This is a genomic window from Parcubacteria group bacterium (assembly GCA_016204045.1).
GTDB lineage: Bacteria > Patescibacteriota > Minisyncoccia > Phycocordibacterales > UBA2135 > JACQLQ01.
In genome coordinates, this window is the sequence record JACQLQ010000004.1 from 65,853 (window position 1) to 91,608 (window position 25,756).

The 25,756-nt window shown below is 49.9% G+C and carries 31 protein-coding genes; 2 read left to right on the plus strand and 29 right to left on the minus strand.

Annotation, left to right across the window (positions count from 1 at the left end; genetic code table 11):
* Window positions 1–114: 114 nt before the first annotated feature.
* From HY455_02765 to HY455_02820, 12 genes are all read right to left on the minus strand, one after another.
* On the minus strand, window positions 115–549 hold the full coding sequence (locus tag HY455_02765; GenBank protein MBI4118427.1) for a hypothetical protein: 435 nt from the start codon (window positions 547–549) through the stop codon (window positions 115–117).
* Between the two features lie 56 nt (window positions 550–605).
* Window positions 606–1,058: a 30S ribosomal protein S9 gene (gene rpsI / locus HY455_02770; protein ID MBI4118428.1), complete on the minus strand. Its 453-nt coding sequence runs from the start codon at window positions 1,056–1,058 to the stop codon at window positions 606–608.
* Between the two features lie 39 nt (window positions 1,059–1,097).
* A complete protein-coding gene (gene rplM / locus HY455_02775) occupies window positions 1,098–1,442 on the minus strand; it encodes a 50S ribosomal protein L13 (protein ID MBI4118429.1) in 345 nt (114 codons plus the stop codon).
* Window positions 1,443–1,467: 25 nt separating this feature from the next.
* Complete coding sequence (rplQ, locus tag HY455_02780) at window positions 1,468–1,821, minus strand: 50S ribosomal protein L17 (protein ID MBI4118430.1); 354 nt, start codon at window positions 1,819–1,821, stop codon at window positions 1,468–1,470.
* Between the two features lie 19 nt (window positions 1,822–1,840).
* Complete coding sequence (locus tag HY455_02785) at window positions 1,841–2,806, minus strand: DNA-directed RNA polymerase subunit alpha (GenBank protein ID MBI4118431.1); 966 nt, start codon at window positions 2,804–2,806, stop codon at window positions 1,841–1,843.
* Between the two features lie 80 nt (window positions 2,807–2,886).
* On the minus strand, window positions 2,887–3,492 hold the full coding sequence (rpsD, locus tag HY455_02790) for a 30S ribosomal protein S4 (protein MBI4118432.1): 606 nt from the start codon (window positions 3,490–3,492) through the stop codon (window positions 2,887–2,889).
* A gap of 11 nt (window positions 3,493–3,503) precedes the next feature.
* Window positions 3,504–3,938: a 30S ribosomal protein S11 gene (rpsK, locus tag HY455_02795; protein MBI4118433.1), complete on the minus strand. Its 435-nt coding sequence runs from the start codon at window positions 3,936–3,938 to the stop codon at window positions 3,504–3,506.
* Window positions 3,939–4,204: 266 nt separating this feature from the next.
* A complete protein-coding gene (gene rpsM / locus HY455_02800) occupies window positions 4,205–4,585 on the minus strand; it encodes a 30S ribosomal protein S13 (GenBank protein ID MBI4118434.1) in 381 nt (126 codons plus the stop codon).
* Between the two features lie 52 nt (window positions 4,586–4,637).
* Entirely contained in the window at window positions 4,638–4,751 is a 114-nt protein-coding gene (rpmJ, locus tag HY455_02805; GenBank protein MBI4118435.1) for a 50S ribosomal protein L36, read from the minus strand.
* Between the two features lie 45 nt (window positions 4,752–4,796).
* Window positions 4,797–5,036: a translation initiation factor IF-1 gene (infA, locus tag HY455_02810; protein ID MBI4118436.1), complete on the minus strand. Its 240-nt coding sequence runs from the start codon at window positions 5,034–5,036 to the stop codon at window positions 4,797–4,799.
* 66 nt (window positions 5,037–5,102) lie between these two features.
* On the minus strand, window positions 5,103–6,551 hold the full coding sequence (locus tag HY455_02815) for a hypothetical protein (GenBank protein ID MBI4118437.1): 1,449 nt from the start codon (window positions 6,549–6,551) through the stop codon (window positions 5,103–5,105).
* 181 nt (window positions 6,552–6,732) lie between these two features.
* A complete protein-coding gene (locus tag HY455_02820) occupies window positions 6,733–7,929 on the minus strand; it encodes a hypothetical protein (GenBank protein ID MBI4118438.1) in 1,197 nt (398 codons plus the stop codon).
* Between the two features lie 113 nt (window positions 7,930–8,042).
* Between HY455_02820 and HY455_02825 the strand changes: the two genes are divergently transcribed.
* Window positions 8,043–8,465: a hypothetical protein gene (locus HY455_02825; protein MBI4118439.1), complete on the plus strand. Its 423-nt coding sequence runs from the start codon at window positions 8,043–8,045 to the stop codon at window positions 8,463–8,465.
* A 27-nt stretch (window positions 8,466–8,492) separates the two neighbouring features.
* Here the strand turns inward: HY455_02825 and HY455_02830 are convergent, their stop codons facing one another.
* The 6 genes from HY455_02830 to HY455_02855 all read right to left on the minus strand — a co-directional run bounded on the left by HY455_02830 (window position 8,493) and on the right by HY455_02855 (window position 13,863).
* Window positions 8,493–9,449, minus strand: coding sequence for a PCRF domain-containing protein (locus HY455_02830; GenBank protein MBI4118440.1), 957 nt, complete (start codon window positions 9,447–9,449; stop codon window positions 8,493–8,495).
* Window positions 9,450–9,451: 2 nt separating this feature from the next.
* On the minus strand, window positions 9,452–10,411 hold the full coding sequence (locus tag HY455_02835; GenBank protein MBI4118441.1) for a phosphotransferase: 960 nt from the start codon (window positions 10,409–10,411) through the stop codon (window positions 9,452–9,454).
* Between the two features lie 112 nt (window positions 10,412–10,523).
* On the minus strand, window positions 10,524–10,778 hold the full coding sequence (gene rpmE / locus HY455_02840; GenBank protein ID MBI4118442.1) for a 50S ribosomal protein L31: 255 nt from the start codon (window positions 10,776–10,778) through the stop codon (window positions 10,524–10,526).
* A gap of 37 nt (window positions 10,779–10,815) precedes the next feature.
* A complete protein-coding gene (locus tag HY455_02845) occupies window positions 10,816–12,129 on the minus strand; it encodes a hypothetical protein (GenBank protein ID MBI4118443.1) in 1,314 nt (437 codons plus the stop codon).
* A gap of 23 nt (window positions 12,130–12,152) precedes the next feature.
* Window positions 12,153–12,833, minus strand: coding sequence for a 50S ribosomal protein L25 (locus tag HY455_02850; protein MBI4118444.1), 681 nt, complete (start codon window positions 12,831–12,833; stop codon window positions 12,153–12,155).
* A gap of 58 nt (window positions 12,834–12,891) precedes the next feature.
* Window positions 12,892–13,863 (minus strand): D-glycerate dehydrogenase, encoded by a 972-nt coding sequence (locus HY455_02855; protein ID MBI4118445.1) that lies wholly within the window; start codon window positions 13,861–13,863, stop codon window positions 12,892–12,894.
* A gap of 81 nt (window positions 13,864–13,944) precedes the next feature.
* Between HY455_02855 and HY455_02860 the strand changes: the two genes are divergently transcribed.
* A complete protein-coding gene (locus tag HY455_02860) occupies window positions 13,945–14,940 on the plus strand; it encodes a carbohydrate kinase family protein (protein ID MBI4118446.1) in 996 nt (331 codons plus the stop codon).
* Between the two features lie 58 nt (window positions 14,941–14,998).
* On the opposite strand, the gene HY455_02865 is transcribed toward HY455_02860, so the two are convergent.
* The 11 genes from HY455_02865 to HY455_02915 all read right to left on the minus strand — a co-directional run bounded on the left by HY455_02865 (window position 14,999) and on the right by HY455_02915 (window position 25,748).
* Window positions 14,999–15,499 (minus strand): sel1 repeat family protein, encoded by a 501-nt coding sequence (locus HY455_02865; GenBank protein MBI4118447.1) that lies wholly within the window; start codon window positions 15,497–15,499, stop codon window positions 14,999–15,001.
* 81 nt (window positions 15,500–15,580) lie between these two features.
* Complete coding sequence (locus HY455_02870; protein ID MBI4118448.1) at window positions 15,581–16,906, minus strand: UDP-N-acetylmuramoyl-tripeptide--D-alanyl-D-alanine ligase; 1,326 nt, start codon at window positions 16,904–16,906, stop codon at window positions 15,581–15,583.
* Between the two features lie 39 nt (window positions 16,907–16,945).
* Window positions 16,946–18,658, minus strand: coding sequence for a penicillin-binding protein 2 (locus tag HY455_02875; protein ID MBI4118449.1), 1,713 nt, complete (start codon window positions 18,656–18,658; stop codon window positions 16,946–16,948).
* 48 nt (window positions 18,659–18,706) lie between these two features.
* Window positions 18,707–19,021 (minus strand): hypothetical protein, encoded by a 315-nt coding sequence (locus HY455_02880; GenBank protein MBI4118450.1) that lies wholly within the window; start codon window positions 19,019–19,021, stop codon window positions 18,707–18,709.
* Entirely contained in the window at window positions 19,014–19,910 is an 897-nt protein-coding gene (rsmH, locus tag HY455_02885; protein MBI4118451.1) for a 16S rRNA (cytosine(1402)-N(4))-methyltransferase RsmH, read from the minus strand. Before rsmH ends, HY455_02880 begins: the two co-directional genes overlap by 8 nt.
* A 4-nt stretch (window positions 19,911–19,914) precedes the next feature.
* Window positions 19,915–20,349 carry a division/cell wall cluster transcriptional repressor MraZ gene (gene mraZ, locus HY455_02890; protein ID MBI4118452.1) on the minus strand — a complete coding sequence of 145 codons (435 nt, stop codon included), beginning with the start codon at window positions 20,347–20,349 and terminating at the stop codon, window positions 19,915–19,917.
* A 147-nt stretch (window positions 20,350–20,496) separates the two neighbouring features.
* Window positions 20,497–21,207 carry a hypothetical protein gene (locus HY455_02895; protein MBI4118453.1) on the minus strand — a complete coding sequence of 237 codons (711 nt, stop codon included), beginning with the start codon at window positions 21,205–21,207 and terminating at the stop codon, window positions 20,497–20,499.
* Window positions 21,208–21,304: 97 nt separating this feature from the next.
* Window positions 21,305–22,768 (minus strand): lysine--tRNA ligase, encoded by a 1,464-nt coding sequence (gene lysS / locus HY455_02900; GenBank protein ID MBI4118454.1) that lies wholly within the window; start codon window positions 22,766–22,768, stop codon window positions 21,305–21,307.
* Window position 22,769: 1 nt separating this feature from the next.
* Window positions 22,770–23,228, minus strand: coding sequence for a transcription elongation factor GreA (gene greA, locus HY455_02905; protein MBI4118455.1), 459 nt, complete (start codon window positions 23,226–23,228; stop codon window positions 22,770–22,772).
* A 103-nt stretch (window positions 23,229–23,331) separates the two neighbouring features.
* Window positions 23,332–23,982, minus strand: a complete 651-nt coding sequence (locus tag HY455_02910; protein MBI4118456.1) for a hypothetical protein — start codon at window positions 23,980–23,982, stop codon at window positions 23,332–23,334.
* A 38-nt stretch (window positions 23,983–24,020) separates the two neighbouring features.
* Window positions 24,021–25,748: a hypothetical protein gene (locus tag HY455_02915; protein MBI4118457.1), complete on the minus strand. Its 1,728-nt coding sequence runs from the start codon at window positions 25,746–25,748 to the stop codon at window positions 24,021–24,023.
* Between the last annotated feature and the right edge of the window lie 8 nt (window positions 25,749–25,756).

Consider the following 25,756-nt stretch of genomic DNA (forward strand, 5'->3'; position numbering starts at 1 on the left):
ATATGATAAGTTTAAAAAACGTCAAACCCCGATACCAAAAACCCCCGCGGGGGTTTTGAGAAATGAGGGTTGGTGTGCCACTTCCGATTACGGCGGACTGTTTCAAGACATTGATTAGGTTACGTCTTCCTCTTTCCCGTCTTTTTCCACAATTCTCACCTTAGCGGGTCCCCCTCCCTCCGCGTCGTCTAATTCAAATCTAAGTTTTGTGCCGTCACTTGTGGTAATTTTCATACTACCGAAAATATCGACAGCGGTAATTGTTTGACCCACCAGCGGAGACAGTTTTTTCTCAATTTGATCACCTTGCGTCAACAGCTCTGCTTGTCCGCCTTTTTCTGCAAACTGCATCCCAGTCCCATATTCGATGTCATTGAGGTCAATTTTGAATTTTCTGCCATCGCCTGTAGTAATGACTAGCTCATCTCCTAGTCCTTCAAGTTTGATATCTGAAATCGTTTGGCCCACAAACAGGTCTAATTTGTTTTCTGGGCTTTCGTGTGCGTCTGATCCCTCTTCCTCTCCCGGCGAAGCTGATTCAAATGACATATTTTTGCTTCTACAATTTAATAAGCGGAGTTGACTTATCTAGTGCTCATAAATGATTAACGCTTGCTCCACTGCGGCGCCTTTCTTGCTTTCTTCAAACCAAACTTCCTGCGCTCTTTCTCGCGCTGATCGCGAGAAAGGAATTTTGACTTCTTGAGCTTGCCGCGCCATTCGCTGTCATATTCCACAAGAGCGCGAGATAATCCGTGACGAAGCGCTTCCGCCTGGGCATGAATACCACCGCCCGAAACGTGAGCGCTGACATCAAATTTGCCTACTACCTTAACCTTCTGAAATGCTTCGTTGATGATCTGCTGCATTTCTTCTGTCTGAAAGTAAGCAACAGCGTCTTTGTTATTAACACTGAAAACGCGCTTTGCGCCAACACCTTCAAAGATACGCACACGAGCAGTGGCAGTCTTGCGACGGCCTACTGTCTCAATGTATCGCCCCTTAGGCAATTTTGGGATCGAGGCGACTTCGGTATTCTGTTGTTCGGTCGTAACCATAATATAAATGTGATTCCAAATAGTGTACTTCTTTTGGGATTATTCTACCACCTTGAGCCTTTTCATCCGTTCGTTGCGAAGACGGTTTGCTGGCAACATACCATATACCGCGTGCCTAATCGGCTCTTCGATACCATGACGCTCAATGACCTTCTCAAGCGGCCGTTCCTTCAAGCCTCCGTGGTAACCCGTGTAGTGTTTATAGATTTTTCCTTTCTGCTTTGTAAGAGGGATAAAGAGGGCATTTGCATTGATGATCTCAACTTCCACATCAAGAACGCGGTTTTTGACAAAGTCGACTCGCGACTTCCCAATGAGCAAAGCCGCTGCCGCCGAAGCGACACGACCGATTTTCTTTCCTTTTGCATCTATGGTGTATTTCATAGCGTTTAGGGTATACAAGTACCGCTTAGATGAACTCAATTACCGCCATTGCACTCCCGTCTCCGAGACGACGAGGCAGTTTGGTAATCCTTGTGTAACCACCTTTGCGATCAGTGTATTTGGGGGCAATTTCTTTAAAAAGCTTCCCACCGCTCACCTTGTCGCCTCCAAGGCGTGAAATGATGAGGCGGCTTTGAGCGAGCGTACCATGTTTCCCTTGCGTAACCAACTTCTCTACAAAAGGCCTTAATTCTTTTGCGCGCGCTTCAGTTGTGCGAATCTTGCCCTTTTTGATAAGGGAAGAAGCGAGCGAGCGCAAAAGAGCGCGCCTTTGGTTTCTTTCTCTTCCGAATTTTCTGTTTTTGTTGTGGTGTCTCACGGTTACAATCGCTTCTCGACTATTTTAAAGTAATTCCAAAATTAGACAAGGTTCGCTTCACTTCTTGCACCCCCTTCTCACCAAGCCCATCGAGTTCCAGGAGATCCTTTTCGGTCTTTCTCGCGAGACCTCCCACTGTGCGAATATTTGCCTTAGTGAGTGCGTTTACCGTCCGAGTACCGAAACCAAGCGTGTCGATGCGTGTTTTCAAAAACTCTTTTTCCTCCTCCGCCCGCTTCACCTCAACCCCCCCCTCGCCTTCCTCGCCATCTTCTTTTGCCACCTCCGCCTTGGACTCTTCTTCCTGGAAACCGACGATGGCCTTCAACTGCTTAATCATGATGGAAATCGATGCCTCTAAGGCCTCGCGCGGAGAAATACTCCCGTCTGTTTCAATCGAAATACGAAGACGATTATAGTCTGTTCGTTCACCGACACGCATGTTTTCTACTTCATAGTTAACGCGACGTATCGGAGAGAACACGGCATCAAGTGCGATAGTGCCGCGCTCTACTTTTTCTTTTTGATGTACTTCTTTGGGAACGTAGCCCAATCCTTTTTCGAGGCGGATAGTAACTTCAAGTGTAGTGCTCTTGTTGGTAATCTCGGCAATATACGCTTCTGGGTTTAGAACCTCTACCTGGCCGGGCGCCTCAATATCGGCGGCAGTTACCACCTTAGCGCCCTTCACCTTAATCCGCACCTCTTGCGATTCATCGGTCGCCATTCTGAAGTTCACTTTGCGTATGTTTAAGAGTAGCGCAATGACGTCCTCCTTTACTCCTGATATCGTTGAAAACTCGTGCGCAACACCCTCAATCTTCAGAGAAGTAATTGCTGTGCCGACGAGTGACGACAATACTATGCGACGGAGTGAGTTCCCGAGGGTGTGCCCATAACCAGGGTAAAGCCCCTCAATCTCATAAACACCGTGCGCGCCCTCTTCTTTCACTACCTTTGGTTTTGTTGGGAGGATGATCTCCATAAGCGTTTAGCGTTAAGCGTTTAGCTCTTAGGACCTGTTGTTCATGCCTAATTGCTAGACGCTAACCGCTTAAATTAAAATTAACGACTATAAAATTCGATAATCGAAGTTATATTAAATACCATTTCTTGCTGTTTGTCAATTGCTGGTGCTCCCTTAACGACCGCCCCGAATGTTTCTGTACGGGAAAGCCATTGAGGTGGGGTGTGATCCTTGATTCGTTCAGCAAGGGTCAAAAAGAGGCTCTTGTCACGACTTTGAAGCCGGATAGCAATCCTGTCTCCCGGCCGCACGCTGTACGAAGGGATCGAAACCTTTCGATCGTTAACCATAATGTGCCCATGCGACACAAGCTGTCGCCCAAGAGCACGACTCTGTGCAAATCCGAGTCGGAAGACCGTATTATCCAAACGGCTTTCGAGCAAGCGATACAATTCTTGCGCTGGGTTTGACCCTTTCTTGGCTGACGCCTTCTTTACATAATTCCCAAACTGTCGCTCTCGAACACCATAATAATAGCGCGCCTTTTGTTTTTCCAAAAGTTGCGTACCAAACTCTGTGAGCGGCTGGGTGCGGTGCTTCCTGGTCCTCATCTTTGGAGTAATAACAAACTTCGGATTTTCCGTTTTTGGGAAGACGCGAGCACCGAGCCTCCTTGCGATTTTGAATTGTTTGAGTTTAGGCATGATGTAAATGACTATACCCTTCTTGGTTTAGGTGCACGAGGGCCATTAAAGGGCCGCGGTGTTTCGTCGCGAATTGAGTGGAGTTCAATGCCCTTACCCGAAAAGGCGCGCAACGCCGCTTCGCGGCCGGCACCAACACCGCGCACAACCACATCCGCGCTTTGCATACCCAACAATTGCGCTTGCTCCCCGACGAGCTCACCAACCTTTGCCGCGGCGTAGGGTGTCCCCTTCCTGGTTCCACCGAAGCCAAGGCTTCCACTCGATGACCACAGAACAGCGCGCCCGTCCTTGTCTGTAACAAGAAGCTTCGTGTTGTTATACGTTGCCTGAATATGGAGGATGCCGTGCGGAACCTTCCGTTTGCTCCCCCTAGCAAGAGAACGGGCCCGCATCTCTGCGTTGTATCCCGCTCCGCCTTTTTGTGCTGTACGCTTTTTTCCCATGCCAAAAATTAAGGAATGAATGTTGTAATGAATGACTAAAATTTTTGAGCACCCAGCACTTATTTTGCCTCCAACTATCCCGCGCGGTGCGGCTGCCGAATAGGCAGACCCCTCTTTGCGCGAAGCGCTGCGCCCCTTGAGGGATGCGGCTGTCCGCCGCTCGCGCTTCGCACAATGGTTCGGTGCAAAATAAGTGCTGGGTAAAGGTTTGGCAGTCGCCATTTCTACCTCCCAAAAGAGGGGCACAAATGGCGAGCCAATTCGCTTTATTTCTTCTCCAACTTGCGCTTACCAGAGCTCATGGTCTTGCGGACGTTCCCGCGCACAGTTCTCGAGTTCACTTTGGTACGTTGACCGTGGACAGGAAGGCGGCGCATGTGACGTATACCTCGGTAACTCTTGATATCCTTGAGCCGTTTTATATTTGCACCAACGAGACGCCGAAGTTCACCTTCGACGGTCATTCCTTCGATCAGCTGACGGATTTTGTTCTCCTGGTCCGCTGTTAACTCTGTTGGCTTCGCGTTTAGGGAAACTTTTGCCTCACCCAAAATGCGCCTTGCTTGAGCACGCCCAACTCCATAGACGGCGGTGAGTCCGATCTCAAGTTGTTTTTTTTCTGGGATGTTGATTCCTGCGATACGCATAGCTCAGTACTTCGATTATAAATGGATGCAATTGTATGCTGTATAAAAAATATTACCCTTGACGCTGTTTATGCTTCGGATTCTTGCAAATAACATACAGCCGGCGTTTCCGACGTACAATCTTGCAGTTTGAACAAATCGTTTTGATTGATGCTTTAACTTTCATTTTGTTTTCGGAAGTGTCCGTGATTTCGCACGGGATTCATGCGGTCTACAGCCGTCTCGTAATCCGTCCCTTCCCCCCGTATGGGTCGAGCTCTAACTCAACTCGGTCGCCAACAAGGACTTTAATCCGATACATTCGCATTTTGCCGGCAAGATACGCGAGTATTTCTCCGCCTTCTCCTCCTGGTGTGGCACCTGGTGAAGCATCCAAAGCAACGCGAAAAAACGCATTAGGAAGGGCTTCTGTGATTACCCCCATCGCCTTTGGGACATTCTTAGCTTTCATTTAATACGTACTACCCCACCCGGAGGGTAGGGTTTGTGCGACGTTTTATAATAACAAAGGGGGGGGCTAATAGTCAAGCGTGCTTTTAACATCTATGTCTTGGGGGTTTTCTGGAAACTCCCCCTTCCAGAAGGGCCTGACCATAACTTCGGCCTTTATAACGCCCGAAAACTGACCCATGGCGTTTTTCAGGCTGTCTTTTGAACGGCCAGTAAGCGCTTCCTTAATCTTCTCGCTATCGAATTTCCAGACAAATTCTGGTTCACCCTTAAGCGAGAACGTAAGATGTGTGTCTTCCGCAGGATTGAAAGTATCTTTGTTTGCTATGGCAAACGCAAGTGTCGCTACGTTCGCAATTTCAATATCCTCCTCTTCCGTTAATTGCGGGAGTAGTTTACCGCCGAGGTAGGAGAAAAATGCCTCCCGAGGGAAAAGGATGCCGTAGAGTTTTCCTTCTTCGCGCACAACAACAGTGCGTTCGCTTACTTCAGATTCTGCGCTCTTTAACGAGGGAGAAAATTTGATCAGTACTCCTTCGTCAAAAAGAATAAAGTCCGCGGGTTTCTCGGCAATCGCTTTTTCTACTAATTGCTTTTTGAGCGCACTGCGAAGCTCTTCTCGTATCTTTGTTTCTTCATCCTCCGCAATCGTCTTTACCGCGCCACTAAAGCCACCCTCAAGCGCAGTCGATGATCGCGCATAAAATGCGGTATACCTAGGCGTCCCCTTAAAGCCGGGAACGGTAAACTCGGTTTTCTCAATATTGTATCGTTCCCCCGGCAAATCCGCGTGCACTGTTACTTCCACGCTACCTGGCACCAATGTTCCATCGACCTTGCTTTGACCTGGCACGACGACGGATTCGTAAATCCGATACACAAGCCCGCCCGCGGCTTCAAAACGGGTGTTGCGTATCAGTCGCTGTTCAGCACTGCTGTAGTTGTTGAAAATGGTGATTTTCCCCGACGCGCGGCGCTCGATGTTTTTCATTTCTGTTGCATTGACCTGTCGTTCGAGTGCCAAAGAGAGCTGCATCACCTCAAACGCAAGCGCGCCTTTTTCTCCTGGCTTAAGACCGCGCTCTGCGGCAAAGACGGCATTGAGTGCCATACTCTTTGTGCGTGGGGTGATGATGACCGTTGCGCTCTCAAAAAGCGTCGCAACAGAAAGAATGAGAAAGAGGACCGAGAGAGATGCCGCCCCCCACAACACGCCTCTTGAGTACCGACGTGGCGCGCCAGGTACTTTCATGGAAAACCCGGGGTGGAGTCCCGCTTCCGCTACTTTTGGAGTTTCCTTTCGCGCCTCCGGAGCTTTTACCTCCGCAGAAGCTCGATGCTCTTCAGACTTTCCCAATACGGTAGTCGATTTCAGTTCCCCCTCTGTCGTGTTTTTGGGTGAACGTTCAAATCTTGCGAATAATTTTGACTTCTTTTTGGTTAGAAAGCTATCTCGGGCGGGTAGGCTCCCGGATGGTTCTTTGATGCGGATGTCATTTATCTTTTTTCGCGGCATACGTGAGGATAGAGATATCCTAAGTATACCATATTTTTCGTGTGTCAATCCCGTACGAAGTCGCGAACGCCCCCGTTCAAGTCAATGAAGTCCGCGGGTTTTTGTTAGGAACGCACCCCTTTTGCCAAGTATCTGCCTCCGTTCGCGTTCTACTTCGTACGGGATCAACCCCCGCTCTCAATTACACGAGGAAGACGGCTCGATCTGCAAAGATGGTTTCGGTGGTTAGGAAGGTGTCATCTTCACGGGGATTAGTAAGTTCAATGTGTGGTGCAAGTACTTCCCCGGAAAGAACATGGACAGGTACGCCACTATCAGCAAACACCGTCCCCAAAAGTGCCTCCTTAGCCAAGATTGTCTTGAGCCATCCAGCAAATGCTGGATCCGCAGAGACAAATATCCCCTGCAGGAGAAAGGGTACGGGTGAAATAGAGGCAAGCGCCTTCCGTATCGCACGTAACAGCACGTCCTCTCGGTTTTTGACCAACGTTAAGATCCCAGAAGAAACATCTCGAGAGCTTTTACCGGTGAGTACGAGGGAAAGCAGTGATCTTGCCTCAGTCGCAGAGATGTTCTTTGCTTTCATGACGTCGCGCACAAAGATATTGGTGCCCATCGGAAATGAAAGCACGTCACGGAGCGCCCCGTCTGCGACGAGTCCGATCTCCACCACCTCACCGCTCATGCGTACAAGGAGAGAATCGTCCACTTGGGGCCACAAATCGCGCACTCCCGCAAAGAGGGCAAACAGGTGGGAATGAAACGTTATCGGGGCGTTATGAAAAACGTGCGCGTACCCTTCGCGGATAATGCGGACGACATACTCTGGAGCGAGAGAAAGGTAGAGTGAGAGCGAAAGTTCTGTCCCGCGCTTTCCTTTTGGTGATACAACGGGATATCCGTTGACGGCTGCGCGCATAACATGTTTCTCGAGCAGCGTGACACTTTCCTTCCCAAAAGCTTTTTCACGAAAGCTCTCTGCCTCTTTGTCGAGAGATTGCTCCATTATTTCATCAGTAACAGTAAAGGGCTGGTCACGTTTTATCGTAATCGTCTTGGTGGCGATCGCATGCCAGGGCGCTCCGAGAACACAAACCACCTCGTCGGGTATGGTCCGCGCATATTCTCTGGGCACACGGAGCATCCCCTGTGTGGCAGTATCCTGCAGTACGGCCGTAAGCGTTGTCCCCATCCCGGCAAAAAATTTCTCAAAGTGGAGCGTGCTCTGAAACGGCATCTCCTTTCTTTTTGTGTAAAAGATGGTTGGTTTCCCGTCTTTGCGCAAGAGTGCAAGCGCGACTCCGATAGAAGCGCTCCCCACATCTATAATGACAGCGAGTCTTTCTGTCTTGCTACCCCAGGAGGAGAAGATTCCCATGTTGGTATTGTAGCATGGACAGACCTTGTTCGCGTTTTATATTTGTGGAAAATTGACTGGTTATTGAGGAGGTGCTATAGAGACTGGAGATGTGTGCTGCGGGGTTTCGCACGATGTCTGAAATCGAAGCGTATGATGGCGACGTATTTGAAGTCGGCGTACCGCCCCATGAAAAGACTGAGACCATCATTATTTACCTCGGAATGCTCTCGCGATTCAAAAAGCTTAAGCGGGTGCAGTCGTTGCCCCGAAGCGCAATAATGCGGGCAGCCGCAGAGTTCAGGAAGAAACTGCCGCTTGATAGCCAATTTTCAGAGGAGGCACTTCATCAAATGGGTTCGGAGGTGATGGGGACTGCCCTAGAGCTTTTGAGCCATGAAGACGACATCAAACCGGAAGAGGCGGTTGAGGCTAAGCCGGATCCCACCTATCTCATCAGGCTACTCGACAATGAAGAGGCTATCGCAGATGTGCTTCTCGCAGCCGTAGAGATGACTCAAGTAACTAAGATTAAAACGGAGAAGGGAGCAGAGTAGACAAAAACCGCCATGACAGCGGTTTTTTTAGAGTTCGTTTGTAGCCTCTTTCCCAAACGCATTCACAATGTCATCAATCTCACCCGCCATAATCCGCTCAATCCCGTGCCAGGACTCTTTGATGCGGTGGTCAGTGACACGATCCTGGGGGAAGTTGTACGTCCTGATCTTTTCCGAACGATCTGCGCGGCCGATCTGTTCTTTTCGAGTTTGTGCCATCGCTGTTGCCGCCTTTTCCTCTTCAGCTTCCGCTATTTTCGCCGCAAGAACACTCATGGCACGCTCACGGTTCTTCTGTTGGCTCCGCTCTGCGGTTGCGCGTACAACAACGCCGGAGGGTTTGTGGAGGACACGGACTGCGGTTTCTACCTTGTTCACATTCTGCCCCCCAGGGCCACCCGCCCGCGAAAAAGTCACCTCAATATCGGCTGGATTGATTTGAACATCGGACGTCTTTCGAATCGGGAGAACAGCAACCGAAGCAGTCGAGGTGTGGATACGCCCCTGTTTCTCGGTGTCCGGAATACGCTGTACGCGGTGTACGCCTGTCTCAAATTTAAGTGCGTCATATACTCCTAGCCCCTTTATTTCAAAAGACGCCTCTTTGTAACCCCCGAGTTCAGACTGTGATTCATCAATTTTCGTGAAGCTCCAACCTTTCTTCGTGGCATATCGTCCGTACATCTCTGCAAGCTCAAACGCAAAGAGCGACGCCTCGTCGCCTCCTGCGCCAGCACGCACTTCCAAAATGACCTCCCTTGGGGATGCCTCTTCTTCTTTGTCTGATGCGAGTATCTCTTCCATTTGCTTTGAGAGAGCGCTCTTCTGTCCGGCAATTCGTGTGCGTTCATCTTCGGCCAATTCCTTCATGGACGGATCGTCTTCCGCCATGTGGACGAGGTTTGCCTCTTCCTCATCGAGCTTTTCGTACATCTCTGCGAGATATCGGGTTTTTTGGTTTTTCTTGTATCCTTCAAGATCCATAATTAATAAGTAGATAGTATCTCCATTACTTCGTCAAACTCCTTACCGACACTTTGCGAATCAAGCTCCCCCTTTCTCGCGTGCGTCCAAAGTCCCCAGATGAGGTTCGAGACGGCGCGCTCTTTCATGCGCTCCCCAACAAGCGTCTCAAACTCTTCGCGCGGCATTTTTATTGGATATGCCTCAAGCATTTTTCCTTTTATGACTTCGAAATCGTTCCTACTCTTAATCGACGTGAGGAACACAGCGAGCATAAAAGCGGGGTCGCCGTATGAGACCTGCTCCCAATTAAGAAAACGGAAACCGTCAGAGGTTTTCAGGAGGTGTCCAATATGCGCGCTTTCAAAGATAAACGTCTCTCCATAATTGTTTATTGTTTTCTCCAGGCGTGGTTCAAACGCATCAAGCATTCTCTCTGCTTGCGGCAACAATTCATCCGCAATACGTGTACTCCACACCGCTGCCCGCGATTCCTCTGCGGCGACGAGAAGTCGCGCTTTCCACGTTTTGCGATTTCTCTCGTAGCTCTTCATCGGTTCCTCAAAAAATGCGGCGCCCTTTTTAACTGGGATGCGGGCAATGTTCGAGAAGAACCGCGCGATTGATGCCGCATCGTCATAGATATTGCCGATACTTTCCCCTTTCACATACTCCTCGAGAAGCGCGCTTTCTCCAAAGAAGTCACCGGTCGAGTAGAGCGGCCGAGGAGCGACGGTGTACGGCTCGACATACGTGAGCACTTCATATTCAGTCCTAGTACCACGTTTCTGGTCACCCCATTCCGGACCCTTGAAACGGAGCACCATCCGCTCCACCCCCACTTCAAGCAAAAAGTTGAAGTGTCCCGAATAGGGCTTGGGGTCGATGTCCGTAATACGAAACTCACCTTTTGCAAATGAACCCAGAGGGTCGTTTGAGCGGAGCCATTTGGATATCTCTTCAATACTAGGGGCCTTCTGCATTCTCTGATTGTACCAATCCCGTTAGAAGTAGGGAATCATGAACATCTTAATTGCAACCAACTTTTGATTCCCGCGACTTCTAATGGGATAACAAAAACCGCGAGGGTTGGTCCTACGCGGCTTTTGTCTTCTTTGCTTTTGGTTTGGTTGTCTGCTTCTTTTCCTCTGCAGAGCGTCTCTTTGCCCTGAACTTTTCTACACGGCCGGCGGTGTCGAGAATCTTCTCTTGGCCGGTATAAAACGGGTGACATTCCGAGCAAATTTCGACATCAATCTTTTCCTTGGTTGAGCCCACTGCGAAAGAGTTACCGCAAACGCAGGTTGCTTTGGCACCAGGATAATATTGGGGGTGAATTTCCTTCTTCATAGTAGATATTATGATATACCAGATGCTAGTTATTTTTTCAAGACCCCGCCAAAATATCTATTTGTTTTTGGTACTTCGTCGCGAGGCCCATAACGTCATCACCGTAAAACGCATAAGCGGCTTTCTTGGCGTTGTTCCATCCGGCAAAGTAGCGGAGTGCTGCCAATCGCTCTGCGTCATATGTCCCCTTTCCGGCACCGTTGTCCTTTAAGAGAAGAGCGGCAGCAAGGAATGCGTGTTTCGGATCCCACGGATTTGCGATTTCGACACCGGCAATAGAGGCAACTTGTTTTTCCACAAGGACCCATGTCGAAGGAATGAATTGCGCCGGACCCATTGCCCCGCCCCATCCATACCAGGGCTTCGCGGATACGGGCATCCTGTCTGGGTCAAAGCCAAGACGTCGAGTTATCTCCTCGAAGATCGGTCTGTCACGAGTCGGGTGCATATCGGTCTTCCAGTTTCCCGTGCCAACGTTTTCACCAAGATTAGACTCTTCGGCGATGACACCGAGAATGAGTGCTGTGCGAATGCCCGTCTTTTGAGATGCGAAGTTGGCAAGTTCGAGTGCCCGTTCAAAGGGAATTGCGTCCGAACCACGGAGTTGGAAGAGTTCGCTTCGGATTACGGCCGCATCCCTCTCTGTTGCCGCGACAACGCGGGCATATATCTCCTCATGCCCTTTAGTTATGTCGAGAAGGCGCTTCTTCTCCGCCTTACCCTCAACGATACGACGCTTCTGCAGTTCCTGGATTTGCCGGAGCTCTTGCTCTTCGGTGCGCTTTTCGGCGAGGGTATCGCGTTCGCGCTTGGTTGTTTGTTTGGTAGATTCTATTTCCTGAAAGGAGGCGTGGAGGGAGCGATTAATCGAAGCAAACGCGTCAAGGTCATGGAAAAAATCGGAAACATTTTGGTTTGCAAAGACCACTTCAACCACGGTCACCGAATCGAGTTCGTGAGTCTTCCTGATAAGTTCGGCGAGCGAGTCCTTTTCGCGTTCTAACTTGGCAGACAAATCCCCTATCGTTGCTTCCTTGCCATTGATGTCGCTCGAGAGACGGCGAATTACGAGATCTCGTTGCCGTATGGAAAGCTCGGCGGCCTCAATCTGCGCATCCAAAATGGCAACATCTCGTTCGAGAGAAACGGTCTTGCGTTGTTGTTCTCGCAAGATCTCGCGCTGGCGCTCAATCTCTGCTTCGAGCTTCACGAGCTCGCTCTCTAGTTCCGCTCTGCGCTCGAGGACGTCCGCCCCTGTTGCTTGCCCCAATACGGGCAAAGCCCACCCTGCGGTGAGCACAACAATAAATGACGAGACTATAAGTTTGGAGAAAGGAGACAATGTTACCATTGTACCACACCGTAACACTGCTATTATTTCTTCTCTTGCTTCTTTTCTTTAGGAGCTTCTTCGCCGGGGATTTCCTCCTCTTCTTTCTTGCCCTTCTCTTCTACTTCAATCTTCGATGCGTCGAACTCTGCCGGTGCTACCTCTTCTTCTTTCGCCACGGCAATTGCGGCAATAATCTCTTCAGGGCCTGTCACAAGCTCAATACCGGCCGGCAATGCGATATCTCTTGCGGCAATACGGCTTTCAAGTGTTGCGAGTGGAGCAATGTCGACGACAATTTCTTGCGGAAGATCTTTTGGAAGACCGCGAACTTCGAGTTCGTAGAGCACTTTAACAAGTGTGCCTCCCAACTCTTTAACGGCTACCGATTCTCCCGTAAATTCGATCGGGACCTTCACTTCAACAGCGCGGTCTGCCTCAATAGCATAAAAATCAACGTGCGTCGGCTGGCCACGTACAGGGTCGCGTGAAATATCTTGAATGAGAACATCCTTATTCCCTCCGTCATTGAATACGAGGCGGATAATCGAAGACTCGCCGTCCATGTTCAACACGCGCCCAAAGTCGGTTGCTTCTATAAAGACAGGGGTGGACTTCTCTTTGCGTCCGTAAAAAACAGCCGGGATTTTACCCGTTTTTCGAAGTTTATTGACCTTTCTGCCGAGAATATCGCGCTTTTCGGCCTTGAGTTCTAGCGTTTGCATGTTCTCTACTATACCTCCCTTCCGATAAAAAGCAACCCCTACAAGCTATTCTGTTCCCCTACCCCTTAATGGCGGTGGGTGCTTCTCCTCCTTCGAGTACCGCGATAATGTTCTTTGCGGCAAGTTCTGCCATTGCTGCGCGAGTTTCTTCCGTACCCGAAGCAATGTGCGGTGTGATGATGACATTGGCAAGCCCCGCGAGACCGGGTGCAAGCGCGGGTTCGTTCTCAAAGACATCGAGAGCGGCGCCACGAATGGTCTTGTTACGAAGCGCTTCGACGAGCGCTACCTCGTCCACAACTGGCCCGCGTGAGGTGTTCACGAGATATGCAGTGGACTTCATTTGCGAGAAACGCTCTGTGTTAATGAGATGTCGTGTGGATGGAAGAAGCGGCACATGAATGGAGACAAAATCCGCCTCTGCCAAAAGATCTTCGAGTTTCTCCCTGTACTCCGCCCCCGCCTCTTTCTCGATATCTGCGTTTGGTTTTACATCGGTATAGATGATTTTCATGTCAAAACCGCGTGCGCCATGATACGCAACCCGCGCGCCAATGCGCCCCGCACCGACAATACCCAATGTCTTTCCGAAGAGATCGTTCCCAAGGAGTAATTCCGGAGCCCACTCTTTGTATTTCCCCTCCCTGGTAAAGCCATCTGCCTCGACAATGCGGTGAGCAATGGCGAGCATGAGTGCGAAGGTGTGTTCCGCAACAGTATTCGTCAAAACACCCGGTGTGTTTGAGACGATAACGCTACGCTCCTTTACTGCGGCAAGGTCAATGTTATCAAAACCAACAGCATAGTTCGCAAAAATCTTTACCGTTGGTGCCGCGTCAAGCGCTTCTCCGTCTATACGGTCGAGCAGTGTGCATAGCACCGCATCATACTCTTTACCTCGGAGGACACCCAAAAACTCCTCTCTTGTGAGAGCGCCATTTTTGGGAGATACATCCACTTCATAGCCCTTTTCCTGAAGCATTCGCACCCCAGCGCCTGGAATTTTCCTTGTTATATAGATACGCGGCATAGAGAAGTCACAATTCTGATAATCGTAATACACGTATTCTATCACATGCGGATGCGCCTGTGATACAATGGAGGGACACATATGGCAAAAGAATTTGATTTCGTCGCAATTGGCGACATAACGACCGACGCATTTATCCGCCTCTCCGGAGATGACGCGACGGTCGAGACAAAAGACGGGAAGATGAAGAGGATTTGCCTTATCTTTGGTGACAAAATTGAATATGATGATCTCGTTGAAGTCGCAGCAGTTGGGAACAGTCCCAATGCGGCTGTCTCTGCAAAGAGGCTAGGTCTCTCTTCTGCAATCGCCACGAACATGGGCGACGACTACCATGGCGAAACCCAACTTGCTCAACTAAAAAAGGAGGGGGTTGCAACAGATTTTGTGCGGATACACAAAGGAACGGAGAGCAATTACCATTTCGTGCTCTGGTACGGAGCAGAGCGCACTATCTTGGTAAAGCACCACCAGTATCCTTATCTGCTACCAGACATCGGAACTCCACAATGGGTGTACCTCTCTTCCTTGGGAGAACACTCCCTCCCCTTTCACGAAGCAATCGCCGCATACATTAAGGACCACCCATCAACAAAACTCACCTTCCAGCCCGGCACATTCCAGATTCGCTTGGGCTACGAAGCGCTCAAAAATATTTACGCCGTTACCGAACTTTTTTTCTGCAATCTGGAAGAGTCGCAGCGTATTTTGAAGACGGAAGAGAAGGACATTAAGAAACTCCTCTCCAGGGTACGTGAACTTGGACCAAGGATCGTCGTCATAACCGACGGACCGAACGGTGCCTACACATACGACGGCGAAGAGGTGTGGTATATCCCGATGTACCCTGATCCAAAACCCCCGGTAAACAGAACTGGCGCTGGTGACGCATTCGCTTCTACCTTTACCTCCCTTCTCGCGCTCGGCAAATCTGTGCCCGACGCGCTCAAACTCGCTCCCATCAACTCAATGTCGGTCGTGCAATTCATCGGCGCGCAAAAAGGCCTCCTCTCCTTAGACGAGCTTGAAGCATGGTTTGCAAAAGCACCGGAAGGATACGCGCCAACTAAACTTTAGGATTGAGTTGGAAAAACCCGCTCCGACTATTGCCGGAGCGGGTTTTGTAGTAACCCATTCACACTTGTTGGACACACGCGAGAAGACGCAAATTGTCGCCAGCGGCCTGAAGTCCCTGGTCTGCCGCGAGTTGAAAATAGTGCGCCGCCTTATTGCAGTCTTTGGGAACACTCTCCCCACGGGCGTACATGACACCCAAGCTGTTTTGCGCACCGGCGTAGCCCTTATCTGCGGACTGTTTATACAATCGAAAGGCCTCTTCCAGACGGTTTGCCTGCTTATACGCACGCCCCAATTGAAACTGAAACCGTAATTCATTCGGGTAGAGTCGTACTGCTTCCTCGCATGCACGAATGGCTGGTTCGGTTCGCAATAATGCAGTGGCAACACCAACACCAACCTTTTGCGGATCAATCGGGTTACCAGCGAGCGTATCGCACGCATGAATCGGAGCTTTGGGGCTCGCCACAACCTGTCCTTGGGCTTGTGAAGCAACTGAGCAAAAACACATAATTGCTGTCGTGAACAACACAACGAAAAGGTGTCGTATCGGTCTCATCGGCTTCCTCTTAAAGCCCTGCAGCTAAAAATAGTGTACGCCAGTATGGCCCCACTGCCAATAGAGGCCACCCGTTAGTTGTTATCGCCTCCCCCACTCATCTTCTTGTCGAACGAGAAGCTCGCGAGCACGATTCGGTTCGGCCATAATGAGCTTCACTGCCCTTTCAAGGCGAATTCCACTCTGCGAACCCTTCACCAAAATAACATCCCCCTCCCTGAGAAACCCTCGCAGAAATTCCCCTGCTTCTGTCGCATTCCCAAAATGAAAGATGTCAGCCTTCTTCATTTTTTTCGCACGAGCCCCTTCCTCAAACCATGATGAGCGAACACCCACCGTGACTAAGACATTGCAGATTTCCTTTGCAAGCGCGCCTATCTTTTTATGCTCTGCCGCACTTTCCTTGCCGAGTTCAAGCATATCTCCCAAAAGCGCGATCTTTCTTCCTCCGCTAGCAGGATCCGTCTCACTTGTCTTTATTCCAATCTCCTGCAGTGTCTCAAGCGCCTCGCGTGCCGCCCCGGGCGAGGAGTTGTATGAGTCGTCGATGATGAGGGAACCCTGAACTCCCCTAATCGTCCTCATCCGCCCGGGGGCCGTAGAGAGAGATGCGGATGCCTTCGCAATGTTTTTGAGTGGAATACCCAAAGCAATCCCCACCGCGGAGGCGGCGAGTACAGAATACAAAACAGGACGACCCAAAACGTTTTTTATGCTTACTTCTTCCTTGCTTCCCCCCTGCTGTATTTCAACCGTCATGCCGTTTGGCATGCCAGTTTGGTCGTAAGCAAGACGCTCTGATGTCCCCCTGATGTCGGCACTTTCCCCAAAGCCAAAAGAAAACGACGTCCCTTGATGTCCTTGGCGAAGCGCTTGCACTTCTGCATCGTCAGCATTAACGATCAAAACTCCGTCTGCTTTGAGTGCACGCGCAAGTATTTTTTTCTCACCCACGAGGGCCTCGCGTGACGGAAAAAATTCGAGATGGACCGGGACTTCGCTAAAACGTGTGAGGACTACCACATCCGGGACGAGCCATTGTGTGACCCGACGCATGTCTCCTGGATGATCCACTCCAACTTCGAGTATAAGCCAGTCTGGGTAATGGTTCTTGAGAAGGATGAGCAGCAGCCCTTCGAAAAAAACTTTAAGCCACAAGAAAGGGCTTCCCCATGCATTTTCTGCTCCTAAGATTGTGAGCGGAACACCAATCTCTGAGTTGTAACTTTTTTTAGACCCTCGAATAAAAAAGCTTTGCTCAAGCACCGCGCGAATCGCATCTTTGGTTCCCGTCTTGCCGACGCTCCCGGTCACCGCGATAATCTTAGGCTTGTATTTCCCGAGCACCAAACGAGCCTCGAGGGTGAGGATAGAGACTACTGCTTTTTTAAGAATTTGCTTAAACATTTTGAGTGCTGGACCCTAAACCCTGGTGGCCAATGACTGTTAGCGGTCGGGGGGTATTTCGTAGTACTGTATCAGGAATTTAGCTGTTTCCAAAAACGGATGCGTTAATGTTTCGGAGGCATAGCGCACTCCTTTGGGGTTCACGATGTAGTAAAAAACAAGAAACTGGGGATCAAAGGCGGGAAAGTAGCCGAAAAAAGAGTGAAGGAAACGATCTTCATAATACCCCCCACTTGTTGCTTCCGCCATCTGTGCCGTTCCTGTTTTTGCGGCAATACTCCAGTGAGGAAGAAACACTTTCCCCCCCGCGAGCGCCTCGTCCACAACGCGAACAAGCATGCGGGTAATCTCTTCAGAGGTCTCTTCGCTAAGCACCCGCTCTTCCCCACCATAAGAAATGTTGTACGTCCCGAATTTGTGATTAATGCGTGAGGCCACATGAGGAGTTACCAGAACGCCTCCATTCGCAAGAGCAGAGAGCGCCCGCACCATAGCGACCGGCGAGATGGCGATACCTTGTCCGAACGATGCTGTGGCGTGTTCAATATCACGGGGACTATCTAGGTTATCGACAAGGCCATGTGTTTCATTGGGAAGATCAATGCCTGTCTCCTCCCCTAGCCCAAAAGACTTCATATACGTACTAAATCGTTCTCTGCCGAGCTGTTGCATTACATACACGGCACCAGTGTTAAGAGACTGGTTCAATACTTCTTGCATGGAGACCTCTCCGTGCGCCTTGCCATCGTGATTTTCGATACGGGCCTGGTTCATAACGACGTAGCCCTTGTCATTATATGTCTCCTTTGAAGAAACGACACCGGCATCAATGCCAGCCGCCATGGTAAGCGGCTTCATAATAGAACCGAGTTCGTAAACGTCCTCGACTAATGGATTTGAGAACACTGTGTACGAAGACACCTCACTGAAATTATTGGGGTCAAATGTCGGTCGGGCCGCCATGGCATATATTTCTCCATTTTTCGGATTGATAACGAGCGCACCACCCGAGTCAGCGTGCCATTCGTCCACGAGGGTACTGAGTGAGTGTTCGAGAAAACGTTCGACTTCTGGTTCGAGGGTGAGCACCAAATCTCCTTCGCGCGGAGCACTCTCATAGAAAAGAGTCTCCCTTAGTCCGGCAAAGGCGTCAGCAAAAAAGTTGATACGGACTTCCTCCTCTATCCTTGAGAGCGTATCTTCGTAGTATCGTTCGACGCCATATCTTCCGCGCAATCTCTCTCCCTCATATCCGACAAAGCCCAAGACGTGCGCCCCGAGTCCCGCGCTGGGGTAGAAGCGCCACTTTTCCTCGTACACACCCACGCCGGTGAGTTTAAGCTCACGCACACGTAGCGCCAACTCCTCCGATATGCGCGTCTTAATTTCTTCGTACGGGTCATTTTTCTTGGCGGCTTTGACGAGAAACACATCGAGATTAAGTCCGGGAATGACGGAGGAGAGTTCTTGGAATACCTGTACGGGTTCGCCTAACTCTTTGGGATTTATCGCGAGAGTGAATCCGCGCGCAAGGGTGGCCGCCGAGAACAGTGTGCCGTCTTTTCTTGTGAAGTAGATGGATCCGCGCGCAAAAGCATCGGCAACAGGAGAGACATATTGCGCATGGGCACGTTCAGTATATTCCTCGCCATAGATAATTTGAATTAAAAAAAGCTTCCCCAAAAGTAGGAATGCGAGCAGACAAGCAAAGATATAAATGAGATTAATTCGGGTCGCGGGTGCTGTTATCATATGAATCACCTTCCAAAACGACAAGAGTACACCCACCCTAGGAAGCTACTATTCCCCTCCCAAAGTAAGACCCACAAGCTGTCGTTCGGTGACGAAGACTTTAGTAGTTGGTTCTACGAAGCCGAGCGTGCGCGCTGTATCCTGATGTAAGGTATTTTTGAGCGTATTATACTCCTTTTCGAGCCCCGCCAACAGGGCTTGACGCTCATCAATCGTATCTTTGACTACCTTGTATTCCACCAGCGCAAACGTGCGCGCGTTGACCAAAAATGCATACGACACGACGACGAGTGCGCATGAAAAGAGAAGCACCCAGAAGAGCCGTTTCTCAAATGTATTTACTTGTCGTGTGAAATTAAGCATTGATCTTTTGTATAATCCGCAACTTTGCGCTTCGCGCACGCGGGTTCTTTCGCACCTCCTCAGGGGTCCCCTCAATCGGTTTTTTGGTTATGATTTGAAACTCTGATGTCGGTAAATCACGGAAAATGTGTTTAACGATTCGGTCTTCACCGCTGTGGAAACTGATAACGGCAATGCGTCCTCCGGGGGTGAGCATGCGAAGAGCCTTTTGAAGCCCCTCCTCAATCGCTCCAAACTCGTCGTTAACCGCAATGCGGAGCGCCTGGAAGGTCTTGGTCGCCGGGTGTATCTTCCCCTTCCGAAAGTGCGCGGGGATGCTGTCTTCGATGATCGAGACGAGCTCGTATGTGCCGAGGATATGCTTTTCTCTTCGACGCTCGACGATTCGACGTGCGATTCTCTTAGCAAATTTTTCGTCACCATATTCGGCAAGGATGTACGCAATCTCTTCTTCTGCCCATGTATTCACTATCGCGGCGGCTGTTTCCGCCTCTCTCGGCGGGTCTGCGTCATAGGTCATGAGGAGCGGCTCATCTTTCATGAAGGAAAATCCTCTGCCTGATTCTGTGAACTCTTCGAGGCGTATCCCGAGGTCGAAGAGAACCTTGTCGATTGCGCTCAAGCCAAGTTCACGGAGCACGGAGTCGAGATTTCTGTAGTTTGATTTCCTTAAGATGACCTTCGTCTTGGTGCGAGCAAGATGCTTCTCCGCTTCTCGGAGTGCCGCCTCATCAAGATCAAGTCCGACGAGTGTCCCTTCGCTTCCGATCCGCGCACATATCTCTCGAGCGTGGCCACCATTGCCGACAGTCGCGTCTAGGACAACGTCGCCAACCTTGAGGGCAAGACCTTCTAAACTTTCTTGTAAAAGAACAGGAACGTGTGCCATAGGTCTAAATGGCCCCTATCTCACCCAACTTCTCTGCCAATTCGTCGGCTTTCTTCTCAATGCCCTTGCGGTAGGTATCCCACGTCTTTTCGTCCCAGATTTCAACGTGGTCGTTCACGCCCACCAAAACAACCTTACTCTGAAGCCGCGCAAATTCTTTCAGGAAATCGGGAACCAGAACGCGTCCAAGTGTATCCACTTCAACATCTACCGCGCCACCTAACATAAATCGGTTCACTCCCCGTTGATCCCTCTGCCCCATCGAAAGTGTGCGAAGCTTGTTGAGCACTCCCTGCCATTCTTTTTCCGGATATACATAGAGGCATGCGTCAAAGCCGCGAGTGACGATGATTTTTTTTCCCAGTTCCTTGCGAAACTTTACCGGCACGGATAACCGTTTTTTTGCGTCTATTGAGTGTCGGTATTCGCCAATAAGCATATTTTCCACTTCATACCACTTATCTCACATTTTATACCATTTCATCCCACTCTCCAAAACCCGTTATCCACACCCTTCGTACTCAAGACTAAAAACCCAAGGGATACAGCCCCTAAGCATCCTTACAGAGCTAACAAAAACGACCGATTATTTCGGTCGTTCTGCGGTTGCAATAAAGGGTTTTCTCCTTCCGCTCACCTCCGGGAGAACAAAGCGAATTCCCGAACTCCGGTCCACTAAATAGCTTGCTCTACGAAGGTTATTATTGATGATTCGAGCCGTATTCCAGCGAGAATCGAGGGTAACAGGGACTGCTCTTTCAAATGCCCTCTTGAATGAGCGGAGAAGCCGATCCGGAATCGGATTAGAAAGGGGTTCGGACTTCCCGCACACTCGCTCATTAAATCGCTCGAGGGCGTGCTTGCTAATAAAAACAACACCGCACGTTACATTCCACGCACTTAGTGCGGGTAAATCCGAAGGAGCTTCAGACGCCCTGGCTACGGGCTCACTTGTGTCTTCTATTGCTGTGTCCGTCTCAATTTCTTTGAAATGGGAACTTGAGCGGAGTGCTTCTTTAAACCGCGGCAGGAAGACGAGAATTTTTTCATAAACCTCTGTCCACTCGTGGTCCCCAAATATTCTAAAAAAGAGAAAGGACAGGACGCCAGTGAGAGTCTTTTCTCCCACGCGATTCTCAAAATACGCTCTTACTTGTTTCTTGTGCAGGGTGCGACGAATGGGAAAGAGAAAACTTTGTTCACTACACACCCAACGATGAATTGTTAGGAGCTCAGCATCGGTCAGCGCTTCAATTAATTTCTTCCTTGCTTCTTCTGAAGCCTCGACCCGGTCCACAGCCCTCTCCTTTCTTTTTGTCTTTAAAACCGGGACATGCCCGGTCTATGCAAAGCTAGGGTTGATTTTAAGATACAAAGAACCCTTCGTCAAGGTATTATTTTTTGGGCCTCATTGTCGGGAAGAGAATCGTTTCTTTGATGTTTGTCGTATTAGTCAAAAACATAACGAGCCGATCAATGCCGATTCCCACACCACCCGCGGGCGGCATGCCGTACTCCATCGCTTCAATAAAGTCGAGGTCGAGTGGTTGGGCCTCTTCGTCTCCCTCTTTCCTGAATTCCTCTTGCGCCCTAAGGCGCTGATCTTGATCCAAGGGATCGTTCAGTTCAGAAAACGCCTTTACCAACTCAATACCACCTCCATACAGCTGAAATGCATCGACTTTTGTTTCGTCTTTTGGATTCCTTTTTGCAAGCGGCAAGTTCTCTGCCGGATAGTCCGTTACAAAGGTCGGCTCAATGAGTTTTGGGCGACACGAACGTTTAAAAATCTTATCGAGGATTTTCGCCTTGTTGTCGCCCTCCTCAATATTCGCCCCAAGCGCCCTACCTTTCTCTTTAAGGTCTTCGAGGGAGCGTTTGAAGACATTGGTAATGAGAGCATGGCGCGCCAACACATCTGCGTATGTCTCGCGTTTAAACTTTTTTGAAAAGTCTATGGATGCTTCTCCGAATGGCAGTGTCGTCCCCCCGGTTACTTTCTTTACCAGCATCTTTAAAAGCTTCTCGGTAAATGCCATTTGCTTTTTTGCATCCGAGTACGCTTCATAAAACTCGAGCATGGTGAACTCGGGATAGTGCGTTACGTCAATTCCCTCGTTCCGAAAGTTCTTGCTGACTTCGTATACCTTAGGGAAGCCTCCGATGAGAAGACGCTTGAGATAGAGTTCGTCCGAGATACGGAGATACAGGTCAACATCAAGCGCGTCGTGATGTGTTATAAACGGCTCCGCGGAAGCACCTCCGTAGAGTGTTTGCAAAATCGGCGTTTCGACTTCCAAATACCCGCTCTTGTCTAAAAATGACCGAATGGCGCTGACGACCCTTGTCCTCGCCTTGAAGCGTGCGCCGGATTCTTCGTTTGCTACGAGATCGAGATACCGCCGCCTAAAGCGCTCTTCACTGTCTTTGAGGCCGTGCCACTTCTCCGGCAAGGGGCGCAGACTTTTTGCGAGCATCTTCCACTCCCGTACAAAGAGCGTCTTCTCGCCACGCATTGTCTTCGACAGCAGGCCTCGAATTTCAATGAAGTCACCAACGTCTACGGTGTCAGTAAAAAGTGAAAAGGGCGCTTCGCCAACTTCATCTTTTTTTATTGCGCCCTGGAAGCGGCCCGTGCCGTCATCAAAATGCAAAAAGAGGAGTCCGCCTTGCCCGCGTATGGAGTAAACGCGCCCGGCCATGACGACCTCTTTTCCCCCCGTCAAACGGTCAAAATCGCTCGTCGCCTTTTCGACAGAAAGATTCCTTCGCGTAGATATCGGGTATGGATTGAACCCGCGCTCTTTGAGAAGATGCAATTTCTTAAGACGCTCGTTTCGTATGTCGTCTAGGGGCATATTACTTCACGCTCAACACCACACACTCCATTGTCCCGCTCGGCGCCTCGTACACTACAACATCGCCCTTTTTCTTTCCTAACAATGCATCGCCCAAGGGGGAACGGTTGGAAATCTTGCCTTCTCGTATATTTGCTTCTTCTGCACCAACAAGTGTAAAGGTTTGCTCACTGCCGTTCTTTCTGATGGAAATCGTACTTCCAATGCCAATGGTGTCTCCCGCGTGGGTCGAAACAATTTCTGCGGACTTAAGGAGATTCTCAAGAACCGCGATTCGTTCTTCGGTCGCATTTTGCGATTCACGTGCTTCCTGATATTCAGAGTTCTCCGAAAGATCACCGAGTGACTTTGCGTATTCAAGTTTTTCGGCAATCTCTTTTCGACGTACAGTCTTTAACTCCAAGAGCTCTTTCTCAAGCTCTTCGTATTTTTCTTTTGTGAGATAGTTTTTGTCTTCCATAAATAATGACTGTTGTGTGAAATGATACGTATTACTTTACTAGAAAAATGAAAAAAGCGCAATGCAATCAAAAATGATGCAAGCGCTTCGGCTCCCCTGGGCATTAGTGCCTACCGCGGCAAAACGCCGAACCCAAGTTGCTGCTTACTGTGTTCTTGTCGCCCAAGTTAAGGACTGGCCTCCCCTCGCCGTCAAGGGTAGTGAACGGCACAGCACCACTCACTTGGCGTCTCCAAGAACCCACCGACCACAATCCGTGATGATTGAGCACGGGAGTATGCACCGCAAGCGCGATATCTTCTGCAAGTACATGTGGATGGGCACGTTTGACGTCCACTATTTCATTTCGGGCATCCGTGGGAGTCATGCCGAGGGTTGTCCTACCATCCTCGACCCCCAAGATATAGTACGGGATACCTGGGGTCCACTCTGTTTGCGAAAATGCACTTGGCTCGGTGCGGACAATCCCCCGCTCTCCACCGTGGCACACCATTTCCATGAGATCCCCGATGTTCTCACGCGTAAGCGGAATGACTGGCACAAATAGGTAGACACCCTCGTCCCTCAACTCCTTAAGTGAGCGATTATGCCAGCGACCCCAGATGCGCAACGCCTCCTGAAGCACCCACTCTTTCTTTGCGCGAAGAGTCGCGAGAATCGTTCGAGTTGTGCCTTGCGCTTGTAGTGTCTTTAGTTGGTCTTCAAAGAGCTCCCCCATCTCGTCCAAGCGACCGCTCCCAATTGTTCCCATCATTGTCCTCCTCATCTGCTCTCCTAAATTAACCAGAATTATCATTGGGTGTCAATCGCGGGTTTTGGAGCAAGATACTCCGGCGTATGTTCGGCCATCCATAAAAGCAGTTGACGCATAACGTACAGCGCACCCACAGTGTTCTCCTTGGGACCATGTTCCATGACCACCGCAAAAGCAAATCTGGGCTTTTCATATGGGAAAAAACCAATAACCCACGAATTCACAAAATGCTTTTGTACGCCGACCTCCGCTGTGCCCGTCTTTGCGGCAACAGAAACTTGGGGAAGGGAGAGCCCGCTTCCTGTTCCCTCGCTGACAGCCTGTTTCATTCCTTCTCTCACAATGTGGAAGTATTCAGGAGAAAATCCGAGCATTGTGACCTCTCGATCTGCCCCCCATGGTCCATTAGCCTGCTCGCCTTCTTTGAGTAATTGCGGCGTCTGCAAGATCCCATCACTTGCTAATGCAGCAGTCGCTCGTACTGCCTGAAGCGGGGTGAGCTGAAAGCCATACTGCCCAATCGCCGTGTTATACGTATCTCCGATTCTCCAAGGATCACCGAATGTTTTTTCTTTCCACGCGGGCGTCGGTACAATCCCTGACTCCTCGCCTAGAAGCGAGAACCCCGTTTTCTTTCCAAACCCGAATAGCCCCATATAGTTCGCTAAGCGTTCAATGCCCAACCCCTTTTGACTCTCGAAACCGCCAGCGATTGTATAGAAATATACGTTTGATGAGACGGCTATGGCATCCCGCATAGAGACCCATCCATGCGCCTTCCAGTCGGTGAAGACAGAGCGTTCATCCGGAGAATACGGGTTTTGGATTGCGATTGAACCCGTGCTTAAAATCTCTTTCTCTGGCGCAATAATGTCTTCAACCAATGCGGCCAATGCGACAAATGGCTTCACAATGGAGCCGGGCGTGTAGAGACCGGAGACGGCACGGTTTAAGAAGGGCTTTCTTGGATCTTTAATAAACTGCCCAATTGCTCCGTTGTTGCCCCCCAAAGAAAGCACTTGTGAGTTGTATTCTGGAAAGCTTGTTACGGCGAGAAGCTCCCCGGAACGTACATCCATAAGGACCCCCGCGCCGCCCGTAAATCCCGCTTCGCTCGCTCTAAGTGCAATCTCTTGGTAGAGCCTTTCTTGTAACCGTGAATCGATTGAGAGGGTTAAACTCTCACCGTCCTTGGGCGCACGGGCCGTGCTCTCTGACGAGCGTTCTCCTTGGGCATTGACCTCCACAATGACGAGGCCGTTCTCCCCACGAAGCGCCTTATCGTATGCCTTTTCCACACCATCTTTACCCTCAATCGCTTCACTATAATAAAACCCGGACTTATCTTTCAGAGGATACCGCACGAATCCCAAGATGTGAGCGAAGCCGTTTTTTTTAATATAGTTACGCTCTACAAAAGTACTCTCGGCATCTTCGAAGGGCTCGTTCCAAACAAGCTCTACTCCATTCCTGTCGAAGATGACGCCTCGTTCGGCAAAAAGCGGCGTGTGTCGTAGATGATTGTTTTCCGAAACTGCTGCGTAATGATCTCCGCGTCCGATCTCTAAAAATGCGACACGTCCCAGAAAAATAAAGAGGATGAGGAAGAAAAAACCCCCAAGCGCAAAGAGCGTCTTTTTCGAGATTGCCTGCTCAAACCTGCCCTCAAATTGATGTTGATCGAATTCCGGGAGATTGTGGGAATCCAAAAAAATCTCATCTGGATGAATTTCGTGGTCCTTGTATTTTCTTTGGTTCCAAACCATTGCAAAAT

Coding starts and splice junctions, on each gene's coding strand:
- HY455_02765 (MBI4118427.1), bottom strand. CDS start 549: ATGTCATTTGAATCAGCTTCGCCGGGAGAGGAAGAGGGATCAGACGCA.
- rpsI (MBI4118428.1), bottom strand. CDS start 1,058: ATGGTTACGACCGAACAACAGAATACCGAAGTCGCCTCGATCCCAAAA.
- rplM (MBI4118429.1), bottom strand. CDS start 1,442: ATGAAATACACCATAGATGCAAAAGGAAAGAAAATCGGTCGTGTCGCT.
- HY455_02785 (MBI4118431.1), bottom strand. CDS start 2,806: ATGGAGATCATCCTCCCAACAAAACCAAAGGTAGTGAAAGAAGAGGGC.
- rpsD (MBI4118432.1), bottom strand. CDS start 3,492: ATGCCTAAACTCAAACAATTCAAAATCGCAAGGAGGCTCGGTGCTCGC.
- rpsK (MBI4118433.1), bottom strand. CDS start 3,938: ATGGGAAAAAAGCGTACAGCACAAAAAGGCGGAGCGGGATACAACGCA.
- rpsM (MBI4118434.1), bottom strand. CDS start 4,585: ATGCGTATCGCAGGAATCAACATCCCAGAAAAAAAACAACTTGAGATC.
- rpmJ (MBI4118435.1), bottom strand. CDS start 4,751: ATGAAAGTTAAAGCATCAATCAAAACGATTTGTTCAAACTGCAAGATT.
- infA (MBI4118436.1), bottom strand. CDS start 5,036: ATGAAAGCTAAGAATGTCCCAAAGGCGATGGGGGTAATCACAGAAGCC.
- HY455_02815 (MBI4118437.1), bottom strand. CDS start 6,551: ATGCCGCGAAAAAAGATAAATGACATCCGCATCAAAGAACCATCCGGG.
- HY455_02820 (MBI4118438.1), bottom strand. CDS start 7,929: ATGGGAATCTTCTCCTCCTGGGGTAGCAAGACAGAAAGACTCGCTGTC.
- HY455_02825 (MBI4118439.1), top strand. CDS start 8,043: ATGTCTGAAATCGAAGCGTATGATGGCGACGTATTTGAAGTCGGCGTA.
- HY455_02830 (MBI4118440.1), bottom strand. CDS start 9,449: ATGGATCTTGAAGGATACAAGAAAAACCAAAAAACCCGATATCTCGCA.
- HY455_02835 (MBI4118441.1), bottom strand. CDS start 10,411: ATGCAGAAGGCCCCTAGTATTGAAGAGATATCCAAATGGCTCCGCTCA.
- rpmE (MBI4118442.1), bottom strand. CDS start 10,778: ATGAAGAAGGAAATTCACCCCCAATATTATCCTGGTGCCAAAGCAACC.
- HY455_02845 (MBI4118443.1), bottom strand. CDS start 12,129: ATGGTAACATTGTCTCCTTTCTCCAAACTTATAGTCTCGTCATTTATT.
- HY455_02850 (MBI4118444.1), bottom strand. CDS start 12,833: ATGCAAACGCTAGAACTCAAGGCCGAAAAGCGCGATATTCTCGGCAGA.
- HY455_02855 (MBI4118445.1), bottom strand. CDS start 13,863: ATGCCGCGTATCTATATAACAAGGAAAATTCCAGGCGCTGGGGTGCGA.
- HY455_02860 (MBI4118446.1), top strand. CDS start 13,945: ATGGCAAAAGAATTTGATTTCGTCGCAATTGGCGACATAACGACCGAC.
- HY455_02865 (MBI4118447.1), bottom strand. CDS start 15,499: ATGAGACCGATACGACACCTTTTCGTTGTGTTGTTCACGACAGCAATT.
- HY455_02870 (MBI4118448.1), bottom strand. CDS start 16,906: ATGTTTAAGCAAATTCTTAAAAAAGCAGTAGTCTCTATCCTCACCCTC.
- HY455_02875 (MBI4118449.1), bottom strand. CDS start 18,658: ATGATAACAGCACCCGCGACCCGAATTAATCTCATTTATATCTTTGCT.
- HY455_02880 (MBI4118450.1), bottom strand. CDS start 19,021: ATGCTTAATTTCACACGACAAGTAAATACATTTGAGAAACGGCTCTTC.
- rsmH (MBI4118451.1), bottom strand. CDS start 19,910: ATGGCACACGTTCCTGTTCTTTTACAAGAAAGTTTAGAAGGTCTTGCC.
- mraZ (MBI4118452.1), bottom strand. CDS start 20,349: ATGCTTATTGGCGAATACCGACACTCAATAGACGCAAAAAAACGGTTA.
- lysS (MBI4118454.1), bottom strand. CDS start 22,768: ATGCCCCTAGACGACATACGAAACGAGCGTCTTAAGAAATTGCATCTT.
- greA (MBI4118455.1), bottom strand. CDS start 23,228: ATGGAAGACAAAAACTATCTCACAAAAGAAAAATACGAAGAGCTTGAG.
- HY455_02910 (MBI4118456.1), bottom strand. CDS start 23,982: ATGATGGGAACAATTGGGAGCGGTCGCTTGGACGAGATGGGGGAGCTC.
- HY455_02915 (MBI4118457.1), bottom strand. CDS start 25,748: ATGGTTTGGAACCAAAGAAAATACAAGGACCACGAAATTCATCCAGAT.